This window comes from uncultured Holdemanella sp., assembly GCF_934754935.1.
Taxonomy (GTDB): domain Bacteria; phylum Bacillota_I; class Bacilli_A; order Erysipelotrichales; family Erysipelotrichaceae; genus Holdemanella.
In genome coordinates this window covers 14067-28963 of sequence record NZ_CAKVJB010000008.1, presented here as the reverse complement: position 1 = coordinate 28963, position 14897 = coordinate 14067, and the positions used below count along the sequence as shown (strand labels likewise).

General features: G+C 33.4%; 11 protein-coding genes. 2 read left to right on the top strand and 9 right to left on the bottom strand.

The features are described from left to right. Nucleotides 1-65: 65 nt before the first annotated feature. The gene (locus tag Q0E86_RS03245; RefSeq protein WP_295754503.1) at nt 66-1970 is read left to right on the top strand and encodes an NAD(+) synthase; all 1905 of its coding nucleotides are present in this window, start codon (nt 66-68) and stop codon (nt 1968-1970) included. A gap of 15 nt (nt 1971-1985) precedes the next feature. Here Q0E86_RS03245 and Q0E86_RS03240 read toward each other — a convergent pair whose 3' ends face one another. The 9 genes from Q0E86_RS03240 to Q0E86_RS03200 all read right to left on the bottom strand — a co-directional run bounded on the left by Q0E86_RS03240 (nt 1986) and on the right by Q0E86_RS03200 (nt 13573). After that, nucleotides 1986-2864, bottom strand: coding sequence for a YitT family protein (locus Q0E86_RS03240; protein ID WP_295754501.1), 879 nt, complete (start codon nt 2862-2864; stop codon nt 1986-1988). A gap of 119 nt (nt 2865-2983) precedes the next feature. Next, the gene (locus Q0E86_RS03235) at nt 2984-3289 is read right to left on the bottom strand and encodes a type II toxin-antitoxin system RelB/DinJ family antitoxin (RefSeq protein ID WP_295754500.1); all 306 of its coding nucleotides are present in this window, start codon (nt 3287-3289) and stop codon (nt 2984-2986) included. 81 nt (nt 3290-3370) lie between these two features. Continuing rightward, nucleotides 3371-3955, bottom strand: coding sequence for a ribosome biogenesis GTP-binding protein YihA/YsxC (gene yihA / locus Q0E86_RS03230; protein ID WP_295570159.1), 585 nt, complete (start codon nt 3953-3955; stop codon nt 3371-3373). Between the two features lies 1 nt (nt 3956). Next, nucleotides 3957-6263, bottom strand: coding sequence for an endopeptidase La (gene lon, locus Q0E86_RS03225; protein WP_295754499.1), 2307 nt, complete (start codon nt 6261-6263; stop codon nt 3957-3959). 64 nt (nt 6264-6327) lie between these two features. Next, complete coding sequence (gene tig, locus Q0E86_RS03220) at nt 6328-7605, bottom strand: trigger factor (RefSeq protein ID WP_288518720.1); 1278 nt, start codon at nt 7603-7605, stop codon at nt 6328-6330. Next, nucleotides 7598-8329 carry a DUF3196 family protein gene (locus tag Q0E86_RS03215; protein WP_295754498.1) on the bottom strand — a complete coding sequence of 244 codons (732 nt, stop codon included), beginning with the start codon at nt 8327-8329 and terminating at the stop codon, nt 7598-7600. Before Q0E86_RS03215 ends, tig begins: the two co-directional genes overlap by 8 nt. Before the next feature lie 115 nt (nt 8330-8444). Beyond that, nucleotides 8445-9821, bottom strand: coding sequence for an MATE family efflux transporter (locus tag Q0E86_RS03210; RefSeq protein ID WP_295754496.1), 1377 nt, complete (start codon nt 9819-9821; stop codon nt 8445-8447). A gap of 1 nt (nt 9822) precedes the next feature. Next, nucleotides 9823-10590, bottom strand: a complete 768-nt coding sequence (locus Q0E86_RS03205; protein WP_295754495.1) for an InlB B-repeat-containing protein — start codon at nt 10588-10590, stop codon at nt 9823-9825. Between the two features lie 55 nt (nt 10591-10645). Continuing rightward, a complete protein-coding gene (locus Q0E86_RS03200) occupies nt 10646-13573 on the bottom strand; it encodes a TOTE conflict system archaeo-eukaryotic primase domain-containing protein (RefSeq protein ID WP_295754494.1) in 2928 nt (975 codons plus the stop codon). Nucleotides 13574-13882: 309 nt separating this feature from the next. Between Q0E86_RS03200 and Q0E86_RS03195 the strand changes: the two genes are divergently transcribed. Continuing rightward, on the top strand, nt 13883-14725 hold the full coding sequence (locus Q0E86_RS03195; RefSeq protein ID WP_295754493.1) for a CPBP family intramembrane glutamic endopeptidase: 843 nt from the start codon (nt 13883-13885) through the stop codon (nt 14723-14725). Nucleotides 14726-14897: the final 172 nt, after the last annotated feature.

The window sequence follows — 14897 nt, the reverse complement described above, 5'->3', positions numbered from 1 at the left end:
TCAAAGACGTCCTTAAAATGGACGTCTTTTTTTGGTATAATTTTCAATGGAAATGAGGTATCAACATGCATCGTTATTCATATTATAAAACAGCTGCCTGTACGCCAAATGTTTCAATTGGAGATCCACAGGCTAATAAAGAAGAAATTTTAAAATGTATCCAAGAATTAGATTCAGATACACAACTTGTCATATTTCCAGAACTATGTATTACAGGATATACATGTCAGGATCTATTCTATGAACATACATTATTAAATAAAGCAAAACAAGTTCTATTTGAAATTGTAGAAGAACTACCAGAAAATATAGTTGCAGTCTTAGGCTTACCTTTAGAAATTGATAATAAGCTTTATAATTGTGCGGCCATTTGTTTCAACCATGACATTCTAGGCATTCAAGTAAAAACATATATTCCTAGCTATAACGAATTCTATGAAACAAGATGGTTCTCAAGTGCGAGTGAACTAAAAGAAAACACAACTTTTAACTTCAACAACAAAAAGGTTCCTGTTTCAAATCATATTGTATTTAAAGATACAACTACATCTGCTTGTTTAGGTGTTGAAATCTGTGAAGATCTATGGGTAACCATTCCTGTAAGTTCAACGCATGCACTAGCAGGAGCCAATGTATTATGTAATGTTAGTGCTTCAAATGAAATCATTTCAAAAGCGAACTACAGAAGAAATCTAGTCAAAGATCAAAGTGCTAAATGTTATGCTGGCTATATATATGCCAGTGCAGGACCTACAGAAAGTTCAAGTGATTTAGTTTTTTCTGGACATAATTTAATTTGTGAAAATGGGGCCATTTTAAATGAGACTAAAACAGATAAAATCATTTATGGTCAAATTGATTTAGATCACTTAAATCATGATCGTCTACATTATAAAACAAGCAGGCAAGATTTATTCCATGTAAACTATATAACCGTAGAATTCGCATCAAAACCAATTGAAGAAATTGAATTTGACCGCTATATCGATGCTTATCCTTTTGTTCCAAACAATCAAGATGAAAGGATTACGCGTTGTTTAGAAATCTTACACATTCAAGCTCAAGGCTTGGCAACACGTCTTTCTAAAATTCACTGTAAAGATGTTGTGATTGGAATTAGTGGTGGTTTGGATTCTACTTTAGCTTTACTTGTATGTCATGAAGCCTTTAAAATCAATAATTATGATTCAAAAGGAATTCATGCGATCACAATGCCTGGTTTTGGAACAACAAAACGTACTAAATCTAATGCGCAAATCTTAATGGATCTTCTTCATGTATCTAGTGAAGAAATTTCTATCGTGGATGGTGTAAATCAACACTTTAAAGATATTCACCATAATCCAGAAGTTCATAATATTACGTATGAAAACTCTCAGGCTCGTGAAAGAACACAAATTCTTATGGATTTAAGCAATGCCTATAATGCGATCGTAGTAGGTACTGGAGATTTAAGTGAACTTGCCTTAGGATGGTGTACATATAATGGGGATCACATGAGTATGTATGCAGTTAATGCGAGTGTTCCTAAAACACTTGTTCGCTATATTGTTGAAAGTGTAGCCTTAAAAGATGAAGTATTACATGATGTATTGATGGATATTTGTGATACACCAGTATCCCCAGAGCTTTTACCGCCAGATAAAAATGGTAAGATTGCGCAAAAAACAGAAGAAGTATTAGGATCTTATGATCTTCATGATTTCTTCTTATATCAAATGTTAAGACATCATGATGAACCTAAGAAAATCTATGATTTGGCTTGTGTTGCATTCAAAGATGTAGAAAAGGAAACAATTAAAAAAGCCATCACAACATTCTATAATCGTTTCTTTACGCAACAATTCAAAAGAAACTGTATGCCAGATGGTGTTAAGGTTGGATCTATTTGTTTCTCACCTAGAGGTGATTGGAGAATGCCAAGTGATGCATCAAGAAGTCTATGGACTAAACAAGTGGAGGAAATTTAATTCCCCCACTTTTCTTTATACTTTATCCATATTATTTGAAAAGATATCTGCCACTTCACTCATGATAATATAAGCACCAGAATCGATTTCATGAACTTGTTCTTTCATGCGATTGACTTGGTAACGATTAACTACAAAATAGACAATGGATTTAGGTCGTTTTGAATAACCACCCGTGGCATCCACTCGAGTTACACCACTTTCAAATGTTTCACTTAATGCTTCACAGATTTCGGTTGGATACTCCGTTACAATCATTGCACATTTAGCTCGATCAATACCTTCAACGACAAAATCAATTGTTTTTAATGCCGCTGAATACGCAACCACAGAATAAAGTGGAAGTACCCAGCTATTTAATACAAGTCCGCAAAATACATACAGAATCACATTATATATCATCACAAAAGTTCCTACTGTAATTCCAATACGTTTTGCGAAAATCACTGCCATAACTTCAATACCATCCATAGCCCCACCAAAACGAATGGCCAAACCACTTCCTATACCTGAAATCATGCCACCAAATAATGCGCAAAGAAGTAAATCTGTACCAGCTAGTGGTGAAGCAATACTAACATCAATTGGAAAAACATCCGTTATAAGCCATGCGAATAAGGAATATATAAAGACGGTATAAATGGCATAAAATGTGAACTTCTTTCCTTGTTTTTTGAGTCCAAAAAGAAATAAAGGAATATTTAATATCAACAAGAATAATGATAATGATAAATAGGATGGTGTAATTTGTTCTAATAACATAGAAGTTCCAGAAATTCCACTATCATACAATTTCACAGGTGTCATAAATAATGTAATGCCAAAGGCATTCACAATCCCTGCAATTGTCAGCATAAATAGATTTGTAATACGAGGTGTTGGGTTTTGTTTCATAAGCTCAGCACTCCTTTTTAGGTTTCCATTTTAACATACTCATACACCAAAATCATTTCACTCACAATTCTTTTAGACAATTTTAAAGAATAGACTATTCTATAATCCATTTTCTAAATTCATAGTTTTAGATCCTTTTTCAATGATTCATTAAATTGATCAAAAGGAATTGTATTCCCTTTTAAAACTTCATTATGAGCCGCCAAAATCTCCTTAGCTAATTCCTCTTTTGTCATTTCTGCTTCATTTAAAATTTTATTTGATGGTATCTTCACATCAAAAGGTAAACCGTTATTTAAAATTATTTGATTGTAGAACATGTTAATTGCGACAGAAGATGGTATTCCTAATTTTGCCAAGATGGCTTCTGCTTGTTCTTTTGTTTCTGGTTCAATTCTTGCATATACATTCGATGTTTTTGACATATAATAAGCTCCTTTTTCTTAATTATAAGTCATTGTACTTACATTCGCAATCTTTTGTATGTAATACAAGAAAAGAACAGACTATTTTTTAGCCTGTTCTACAATTTCATTGATTCTTTCTAAGACAGGTTCAAAACCTGTTTTTTCTGTACTACTGATACCGAAAATATTCTTCATTGGCAATTGAAGCTGTTGAGAAATATCTTTCAATGCACGAACACGTTTTGTCTTAGGAATCTTATCGACTTTTGTAGCTACAATGACGATTTGAATTCCAAGACTTTGAATCATTTCGATCATATCTAAATCATCATGTGTTGCGCCATGTCTTGCATCCACAAGTTGTACAACGCAACAAATTTGTTCTCTTTGGTTAAAATATGTATCCATCATTTTACCCATTTTGATCAACATTTGTTTAGACATTTTCGCATAGCCATATCCAGGAACATCCACCAACATCCATGTATCATCGATCTTAAAGAAATTGATTAAACGTGTCTTACCCGGTGTATTTCCTACATAGGCAAGTTTTTTCTTATTCGTTAGTGCATTAATAAAGCTTGATTTTCCAACATTACTACGTCCAACGACAACAACTTCTGGTAAATCAGATTCTGGCCATTGATCCTTTTCAACAGCACTAATCACAAATTCACTGATCATACTATCTTACCAATGCGTTATGTAATACTTGAGAGACATTTGAACAAGGAATAAAAGTAACTGCATCTTTTACTTCTTGAGGTACATCATCCAAATCTTTTACATTTTCTTTTGGAATCAAGATCGTATCAATTCCAGAACGATGTGCTGCCAATGATTTCTCTTTTAAACCACCAATAGGAAGAACATTTCCTCTAAGTGTTACTTCACCTGTCATGGCTAAATTTGCCTTAACTGGAATATTTGAGAAACAAGATACCAATGCCGTTGTCATTGTAACACCAGCACTTGGTCCATCTTTTGGAACTGCTCCTTCTGGTACGTGAATATGTACATCATTTTCTTCAAACAATTTTGGTTCAATTTTGAATTCTTTCGCATGTGTACGAACATAGTCTAGCGCAATACTAGCACTTTCCTTCATAACATCACCTAATTGTCCAGTAAGAACAAGTCTTCCTTTACCAGTAAAGCGAGTTGCCTCGATTTGAAGGATATCTCCACCAAAACTTGTATAGGCAAGTCCTGTTACAGTTCCAACTTGATCTTTCTTTTCTTTTTTACCATAATCGACTTTTTCATTACCCAACCACTCATGAACTAATTTCTTAGTCAACTTAATACTGCGTTTGTTGTTTTTTAAGATTGCTAATACGGTTTTACGGCAAATTGTCGCAATCGTACGCTCTAATGAACGAACACCCGCTTCACGAGTATAGTAACGAATTAAATATAGTAACATATCATCATCAATTTTTAATTGTGATGGTTTTAATCCATTTAGTTTTAATTGCTTAGGCACTAAGTGATCCTTGGCAATATGAACCTTTTCTGCATCTGTATAGCTTGATAATTCAATGATTTCCAAACGATCTCTTAATGCAGGTGGAATATTTTCTAAATAGTTAGCGGTTGCGATGAATAATACTTTTGATAAGTCATAAGGCTCTTCAATATAGTGATCTGAGAATACTGAGTTTTGTTCAGGATCTAATACTTCAAGCATAGCACTTGATGGATCTCCCTTATAATCACTTGCCATCTTATCAATTTCATCAATTAAGAATACAGGGTTAGTCACTCCAGCCTTTTTCATACCTTGAATGATACGTCCAGGTAAAGCTCCTAAATAGGTTCTTCTATGTCCTCGAATCTCTGCTTCATCACGAACACCACCAAGAGACATCTTTACAAATTTACGGTCTAAAGCACGTGCAACACTTTTTGCCAAAGATGTTTTACCAACTCCAGGAGGACCTACCAAACAAATGATTGGTGCATTTAATGAATTTGTCATTTGTTTAACAGCTAAATATTCTAGAATACGTTCTTTTACTTTTTCTAGACCATAATGATCAGCATTTAAAGTAGCTTCTGCCGCATTTAAATCCTCATTATCTTTTGTTTGCTGCCACCAAGGAAGATCCATTAACCAATCAATGTATGCTTTGATTACACCAGTTTCTCCACTAGCCATAGGAAGCATTTCGTAACGACTGACTTCATCCGCTACCTTTTTCTTAATATAGTCAGGATATGGATTTTCGGCTAAACGCTTACGAATCTTAGCTGCATCTTCATCTTGAGCAACTGTATCCCCTAATTCTTCACGAATGACATTCATCTTTTCACGAAGATAGTAGTCCTTTTGCCCTTGATCAATTCTTTCTTTAACAGTTTCGTTGATTTGTTTTTCAACTTCACTCATCTTTTTTTCTTTAGCCATATCTTGAAGTAACATCATTAAACGATCATTTACTCCAAGGGTTTCAAGATATTTTTGTTTTCTTTCAAGATCTAAAGGTAACCCCTGAACAGCTTTATCACTTAAGAATTCACCGCCCATACCTTTAGAGATTTCCATAACAATTTCTTTTGTCACAAAACGATCTTGACCTTGCATGCGATCAAGCTCATCTGCGATCATACGAATCAAGGCTTCTTCTTCAACCGTATCTTGTTTTTCACTTTCAAGAATTTCAACTTCAACAAGATCACTCAAGCTTCCATGAGTCCATTTATTTAATTTAACACGTTTGATTCCACGGAATTTAACGCGTAAAAAGTTATCAAAACGACGAATATGACGAACTTCACACAAAGTCCCTACAGAATATATATCTTCGGTTCCAGGATTTTCTTGTTCAAGCTCTTTTTGAGAAAATAAACAAATCTTTTTATCATAATTATCCTGAGCATTTTCAACAGCATGTACAGAAGTATCTCTACCTACATCAATCACAATTTCTTGATTTGGATATAGTACGACCCCTCTTGTACAAACTAAAGGATAGGTATTTAATTCCATACAAAAACCTCCTTATATTAAATATGGAAAAAGACGCTAAGCGTCTTTTTTCGTTTACATTATACTACTTTACAGAAGTTTTAATGAAGTCTAATGCTTTTTGATTAGCTAAATCTGCTTTAATACTTTCTGGAGAAATCAATGATTTGATTTTTTCAACTTCCATGTTGTACATTTCAGACATTGTAGTAAATTCTTTTTCTACATCTTCATCACTAGCTTCGATGCTTTCAGCTTTTACGATAGCTTCTAATACTAATTGAGTCTTAACACGAGCAGCAGCTTCTGGGCTCATTTGAGCACGAATTGCTTCTTCAGTTTGGTGAGTTGCTTCTAAGAATTGTTTAGCAGTGAATCCAGATTGTTGCATACGACCTTCGAATTCTCTATACATACGATCAACTTCTGCATCGATCATAGCTGCTGGAATTTCAACGTTTGCGTTGTCACAAACTTTTCCTAATAATTCATTAGTGAAGTTTTCTTCAGCTTCTCTTTCTTTTTGAGCAGTTAAGTCAGCTTTTACTTTTTCTTTATAAGCATCAACTGTTTCAACGTTTTCAATCTTTAATTTTTTGATTAATTCATCATTTAATTCAGGAAGATCTTTATATTTTACTTCGTGAACTGTGCAGTGGAATGTTGCAGGTTGACCAGCAAGTTCAGCTGCTTGGTAGTTTTCAGGGAAAGTAACTTCAACGTCTTTTTCTTCACCTTTCTTAACTCCAACTAATTGTTCTTCGAAACCTGGAATGAATGATCCTGAACCAAGTTCTAATGGATAGTTTTCTCCAGATCCACCTTCGAATGCTACACCATCTTTTGTTCCAACGAAATCGATAACTACTTGATCACCTAATTGAGCAGCATCGTCATCTTCACGAACAACCCAGTCAGCATAACGATCTTGAACGCGTTTAACTTCGTTTTCAACATCTTCTTCTGTAACTTCTACATCTGCTTTTTTGATTTCTAATCCTTTGTATTCACCTAAAGTTACTTCAGGAAGTACTGTACATGTAAATACTAATACGGCTTTTTCATCATCAGCTTCTTTAACATCTAAAGTAGGACGAGCTACTAATTCGATATTGTGTTCTTTGATTCCTTCTGATAATACTTCATTAGCTACTTCTTCGCTAGCCATATCATATAATGCTTTTGAAGAAAGTTGTTTTTTAACTAAAGCATCAGGGATTTGTCCTTGACGGAATCCTTTCAAATTCATGTGAGATTTAGCATAGTTTAATGCTTTTTTCTGTGCTTTTTTCCAAGCTTCCCCTTCTACTGTTACTTCTAATTCACCAGTAGAATTTTCTTTCAAAGTCCAAGTACTAGTCATTGTTTTCTCCTCGCTTTTCAATGGATAACTCAATATCCTCAATTTTTTCAAGCCCCTGTTTCTTGACAAAACCAGGCCATTCATCGGATTTCTGCATTGCATCATATACAAGTCTTGTTACACTTTTCGCAAGTTGGTAAGGATCTTTGTCTTCTTGACCAAATGGTCTTTCATACAAAACAAGCTGCATCAAAAGTGACATACAAAATTGAACCATGGTTGGATCTTCATTTGTAAACCAACTTTCAAATAATGAACTCGCTTCACAGATTGACGAATCTTGCTCCATAGGTAAGATGGCACTTGGAATAAATGTAATGTTCAATCCGGATTTTATCAAATCAAATGGATCATCGATTTTCTGCTCCATTAAAGCCTCAATCAATGTACCCTTATATTCATCAGGTAAATCTGAATCCAATAATACCTGAACTTCATCATGACACATTCTTAAATTCATGTTTTCTAACATAGAAATCGCAAAGATTTTCTGTTCTAGACTTCCATGAATATAATCCTGTAACTTGTTGAAATCCATACTCTTATTCTTCTGTTCCAAATAAGGTTTACATTCAGACTTATAAGATTCTAATAAATCTAATGCATCTTGTGGAACATAAGGCATGTTCAGCTCCTGACAAATCAATTCGTACGCCTGGGCATAACTTTTTTCATCTATCTCTTTTTTTATTTCTTCGATTAAAGAATGATAATATGCGTTCACTTATACCTCCATGCGAAACATTAGTATTCTACCATAAATATCGACAATAATCAATTCTACGCCTTTTTAAAATACAGAATTCAAAGAATGTCATTTCAAGAAAAAAACTCTCCTATTAAAGAGAGTCTACTTTCATATTTTTTTCTAATTCATTTAACTTCTTGAATTCACCCAAAATACATATAACAGAAACTACAAAAGCAACAAAATCCGCAATTGGAGCTGCATATAAGATACCATTTAATCCAAAGAATTTAGGTAAGATCAAAACAAGTGGAATCAAAAATAATACTTGTCTAGTCATAGACAAAAACATTCCTAAATATGCTTTTTTAATTGACGCAAAGAAGCTTGACGAAAGCATCTGTACACCATCAATGCATACAAGCATTAGATAGATTCGCATAAACATTGTCGCAAATTCAAAATAGTTTGCGTCTCCTGATCCGAAGATTGATAATACAGTGCTCGTACAGAATTGAAATAAAGCCCAACCAATAAAAGAAACAACTAAGTTTGCACTTACCGCAAGCTTAAACGTCTTTTTAACACGCTCATATTTTTGTGCCCCATAATTAAACCCAATAATTGGTTGCATTCCTTGCGAAATACCAATGATAATAGCTAATAATATCGCATTGGTTTTCATGACAATACCACAGGCAGCTAAAGGAATATCACTACCAAACTTGGTAAACTGTCCATAATACGTCAATGAATTATTTAATACAATTTGCACAAACAAAATCGCAATCTGATTTAATGAAGCACTCATTCCAATGGTTGCCATTTCTTTTGTATCACTCAAAGAAATACGTAAGCTACTCTTATCAAATTCAATATGTTGAAAACTCTTGATATACCAAGCCGCAATCACAAATGAAATCACTTGACCTGCAACAGTGGCAATGGCAGCACCAGCTACTCCCATATGAAAGACAAAGATAAATAATGGGTCTAAGATGGTATTAACTATAGCACCTGCAACCATACATATCATTGAATATTTTGGTGATCCATCCGCACGAATCAAGTTACTGATCACATTTGTCGTAATCAAAAATGGCACACCCAATGTCGTAATACGCGTATATTCTAAGGCCAAAGGCATAATTGTACTTGTAGCCCCAAATGATTTTAATAATGATTCTAGAAACAAAAGAACTAAAACAACATAGATTACCGAACAAAGAACAGATATGCTGATGCCATTGCCTGCAATACTACTTGATCGTTCTGGTCTTTTTTCACCTAGATATAAACTAAATAAACTCGCTGATCCAATCCCAATCAACAAGGCGATGGCCAACGCAATTGTTGTAAGTGGGAAAGCTACATTGGTTGCAGCATTTCCTAAAAAACCAACACCTTGACCAATAAAGATTTGATCCACAATGTTATATAGTGACGATACAAGCATTGAAATAATACTTGGTATCGCAAATTTTTTTAATAATGACGACTCTTTTTCATACCCTAATGGATTTTGCATACTAATCTAATTCCCTCTTTCTAAATTGTGCTATTAAATGCTTATTTCCCATTGAATGCTCTTTGATCACATTCAATTCATTTCCTCTTTCGTCAAACCAACCCACAAAATCATACCCAGGTTTAGTGGCAGGCAACAAATGAATCGTATCTGAAAAATACGTATATGCCTTTGGATTTCTACGACTACTCAATCCACCATTTAAATCATACGTAATCTTATATTGACTTACCTGCCAATGGGCATATAACGTACAAGATTCATGAATTGGTTCATCCAAGTTATAGCGCCAACGATAATCACAATCCCAAAACCATCCATCAAAGGTATATCCAACTCGTATAGGAGATTTCATATTCACTAACAATCCATATTCATTCGTACATACATCCATATAATTAGCTCCACCACATGTTTCAAAATGAATCACAGGACACTCTTTATAAATGGCTGTTAATATAACAGGTTCATGAATACCTGCTGGTAAACTTGTGACAATTTCACCATTAAGCTGCCAACCAACAAACATAACACCCTTCTTAAATGCCGGATACAACAACAATTCTTCCGATTCAATACACGTATATCTAGGATTACGACGAGACATAATTCCGCCATCCACATCATATTCAATGGGATACCAAATAGGTATCCATTTATCATATAAAGTCACAGAATGAGGAAGTACCCCACCTGGATTTAATCTTTTTGTACACTCTTTATCTATATACCAACCAACAAACTGGTAACCTTCTCTTTTCTCACTCATCAAATATCACCTGCCCATTATTTTATCACAAATAGAAAAACTTCTAGGAAAATTTCTAGAAGTTATTCAAATAATTATATAAACTATTCCCAAAAGTCATTTCCATAAGTTCATTAGCGATTTCTTTACTTTGAATTCGCATAATATGATCTTCAACATCTTGCTTCCCTAACAAATTCATATTTCCATACCATACAATCTCTTGATCAATAATCGCAAAATGTTCGCAATTATCTTCTGCCGATTTTAGATAAAAACCAGATTGTCTCATTTCTTCTAACAACTGCATTCTATAATTTGAACTTCCAAACCTAATTTTATCTGGCATCCAAGAAACTACGGTTACTTCCACTCCATCTTCTATCTTGTTTTTAACTAATTTTGTAAAATCTGCAACCTTATCACCAGATAATGAAGGACTGGAAATAACAATATTTTTCTTTGCGCACATTAAGTCTTGACTATACATATCATAATAATTATTTGCATCAAAAATAGATTGAGAAGTCTCTGATTCATTTTTTATGTCGTTTGTATCCGAAATTAATTCATAACCAGATGCTTTGTAGGCCTTTAATCTTTTTCCATACATTCGATCAAACATTGGAATATGGACATCTACATAATCATATACAAGTATTGTATCTTTTTTATCATATAGTCGATGAATTCTTCCTGTAAATTGTTTTATAACACTACTACTCGCTACAGGCATTGCGAGAAACAAAGTATCCAATCGATCAAGGTCAAAACCTTCTCCAACGAGTGATCCTGTCGCCACTAATATCATAGTTTTGTCTTCAGGCACACTTTTCATTAATTCAACAATATGATCATTTTCCTTTTTTGATTGAGTACCTATCAACAAGAAAACAGAATCTGCCACACCCTCTAATTGTTTATATAGCTTTTTACAATGATTCACATATTTAGACAGGACCACAGGCGTACGTTTTTTCTGAATACAATCCTTTATATCCTGAACAATCATTTGATCTCGCAAATCATTATCTCGTAATATTGAGTATGCTTCATTTGGATTCTTTTCATCTTTCATCATTCCTCTTGGTGCAACCACATGTGTAAACCGAGGATATAATAAACGAGGAATCCCTTGTTGTTCAGCCTGTTCTTTTGCGGAATATTTATGTCGTATTGGACCAATAAGCATAAAATTCATCTTATCTAATTGATCTGTTCGATCAACGGCCGTAACACCATATACATATTTAGCTTTAATTTCTTTTAAAACAGCACTTTCAGTATTTGAAGCCGCATGATGACATTCATCCACAATGATCATGCCATACTCATTCAACAGTTTATGAAATTTCCCCTTTTTACATATAGAACCAGCCATTGCGATATCAATTATACCTGTCATAGAATCATGCGAACCTTGCAAAGTACCTATCAAAGATTTTCTCTTTTTGACCAAACCTTTAGGCGTGGTATATTCAGGCAACTCTTCATTTATATCTAAAAACGTCTGTAATTTGTCTTTCCACTGTTCTAATAAAGATGAACTCTCCAACAAAATGAGTGTATTCACTTTCTTTGTCGCAATTAAATCTGCACAAAGAACTGTCTTACCAAAAGCTGTAGTTGCTAATAAAATACCATTATCATGCTCAATCATTTTATGTAGAGCCACTTCTTGTTCCGGCTTTAACTCCCCCTTAAAAGTAACATCAATACTTTTTCCTGGTTGTCTTTTATCGTCCACCATCATTTGAATCCTAGCATTTTTATTGTAAGACATTAAAGTATCATAACAGCCTCTAGGAATTTGTATATATCCACTATCATAGTCTTCCCCAAGATAAATATATTTATACATACCAAAAGTAGAAATTCCCATACCTTGATTTTTATAATAGACTGGATTACTAATTCTAGCCAATTTACGAACTTTATTTTGAATAGATGCACTTAAGTTTGAAGTATCCACAAAAATACCATTTGATAAAGTGATATGCATTTTTCCGTCCACTTCATTTTTATCAAATTCTTTAACAGAATCCCAAGGTTTATCATCTAAATTTCCATGCCATTCTTTTATCTTTTCTTCAATAAACGACTGTGAAAGCTTAGGCTTAGACCATAATACATTCCATTGATTTGCATAGGCATTCCAATTTTCATCAATAAATGCACTGTTGCCATCTTTCAATGCTTGTCCTTGTAACGGCAAAGCAATCAAATTTCCAAGGCCACCTTTTGGCATACTATCTTGTGCTGGTATCATACGATCATAATATTTAAACGATTTTAAATTCACTTGCTCTGCCCCTTTATCCAACAAAGCATTTCCAAAATTTCTTGCCAAAATAGCTGAAATAGGTTTATCAAAGAAAATCCAGATGTGAGCTCCTTTACCAGATCTAGAACGCTCAATTAAAGGATCTATTCCATTTATTTGACATATTCTTCGCATCGCATTGACTTCTTCTTTCCAACTCTCATCTATATTCGCAAAATCATTTCCTGCATCTTTATCATGATTATCAAAGTCAAACACTAAAAAGCGACACGTATTATCTTTATGTAATGGATAAACACCAATAACTTCATTTCCTTTTAAATGAGACATAATACTATCAATTGTCAAAGCTTTATATTTTTGGTAATGACAATCTTGGCAACGAAATCCTGCATTCCATTTCTTACCACAACCATCTGACCAAAAATTTATACATTGCGGATAATACCCTGCCTTGTTCGTTTTTTTGTTTTCCACTCTTTTTGCGTACACATCTGTACGACCCCAAAAACGAGCGAAAAATCGATTTGCCATATCTTTTGTGATTTCATTTGGAAAAACAATACGACTACCTTGATTCGTTTCAAAAGTTTCTGTATTTGTTAATTGAGCCAATTCTTCTTGATAAGAAATTCCTTCTCGATCCAAAATGTTCTTCAAACACTGAATCTCTTTTTGCAAGTCATTTATTATAGTCAAATTATCATTTGCTTGTTTCACAAAACCACCTACTCTTTTCAATACTATTTTAGTTGAATTCACAAATAAAAAAAACACCCAAGACTCCGTTAGTTAGACGGAGAGGAGTGTTTTCAGAACACATCTGCAAGTAGTAGTCTTGTAGTAGTTCTATGCATATAATAGTCCTTTTTACAAACCCTTGTGTTAACACAAACACACAAAACAGATAAAATTTTCTATTGATAATTCAATCAACATGATTATAATGAAGTTTAAATTATAGATAAATCGGAATTTGTTAAGTTGGTAGTAATTTTTTGCAATAATGAAGGTAAAGGAGAGCATTTTATGAGTACAAGAAAGACGATAGGAGGGGCTTTGGGAGCTATCATTGTATTGCTAGTAGCTCAATTATTAGCTCAGTTAGTGGCAAGTTTGTTTGTTTTGATTAAAATTCCAGAAGGTATATGCAATATTATAGCAGGAATTATATATGTTGGATTAGCATTTGTTTTAATTAAATTATTTTCAAAAAGACTACTTAAAATAAAAATAGAAAATTTGGGAATGCCAAAATTTTCAATTAAAGCTAAATGGATTATTGTAGGTGTATTATTACCTGTGACAGTAATAGCGATTTATCTTTTTTTCTTTTCTGGAAAGTATGTTTCTTCTGGAATGAATAGTAATCAGATTTTTTCAATACTGAGTGCTGGTATTGCTTTTACAGGCATAGCCGCTGGTTTTGTTGAAGAAATGGTTTTTCGAGGAGTTATTCTAAATCTGTTAAAAGAGAAATGGAATATTAAAGTAGCTGTATTAATTCCATCAGCTTTATTTGGATTAATACATATTATAGGAATGGATTTTTCCATTATAAGTAGCCTGTTGGTTCTTATTGCAGGAACAATGGTGGGAATAATGTTCTCAATGATTGCTATTGAAAGTGGTTCTGTTTGGAACAGCGGAATTGTTCATTCACTTTGGAATATTTTAATTATTGGCGGCGGTTTATCGATAAGTGAAAAGGCAGATGAATATTCGGTTATGACATATGTACTTGATTCAAAAGACTTTGTTTTCACTGGTGGAGAATTTGGAATTGAATCATCAATTATTGCACTATTAGGTTATGTTATAGTTACTTTAGCAGCAATATGTATGATTAAGAAAAAAGCAAAAGTGCAATAAGTATCAAGAAACAAATTCCAATTTATTAAATCTTAACATCAATATTTTTGATTAAACCTTTTCAACAAAGAGACATAATGTTTCTTTGTTTTTTTATAAAGGTTTTCAAAAAGGTTTTCAAAACTATCTATAAACAGAAAAAAAGCCTTTATATAAAGGCTTTATTCACTAG

Excerpts from the sequence above, each read along its gene's own strand:
- tig (WP_288518720.1), bottom strand. The coding sequence starts at position 7,605 with ATGACTAGTACTTGGACTTTGAAAGAAAATTCTACTGGTGAATTAGAA.
- Q0E86_RS03210 (WP_295754496.1), bottom strand. The coding sequence starts at position 9,821 with ATGCAAAATCCATTAGGGTATGAAAAAGAGTCGTCATTATTAAAAAAA.
- Q0E86_RS03205 (WP_295754495.1), bottom strand. The coding sequence starts at position 10,590 with ATGAGTGAGAAAAGAGAAGGTTACCAGTTTGTTGGTTGGTATATAGAT.
- Q0E86_RS03235 (WP_295754500.1), bottom strand. The coding sequence starts at position 3,289 with ATGTCAAAAACATCGAATGTATATGCAAGAATTGAACCAGAAACAAAA.
- Q0E86_RS03195 (WP_295754493.1), top strand. The coding sequence starts at position 13,883 with ATGAGTACAAGAAAGACGATAGGAGGGGCTTTGGGAGCTATCATTGTA.
- lon (WP_295754499.1), bottom strand. The coding sequence starts at position 6,263 with ATGGAATTAAATACCTATCCTTTAGTTTGTACAAGAGGGGTCGTACTA.
- Q0E86_RS03240 (WP_295754501.1), bottom strand. The coding sequence starts at position 2,864 with ATGAAACAAAACCCAACACCTCGTATTACAAATCTATTTATGCTGACA.
- Q0E86_RS03245 (WP_295754503.1), top strand. The coding sequence starts at position 66 with ATGCATCGTTATTCATATTATAAAACAGCTGCCTGTACGCCAAATGTT.
- yihA (WP_295570159.1), bottom strand. The coding sequence starts at position 3,955 with ATGATCAGTGAATTTGTGATTAGTGCTGTTGAAAAGGATCAATGGCCA.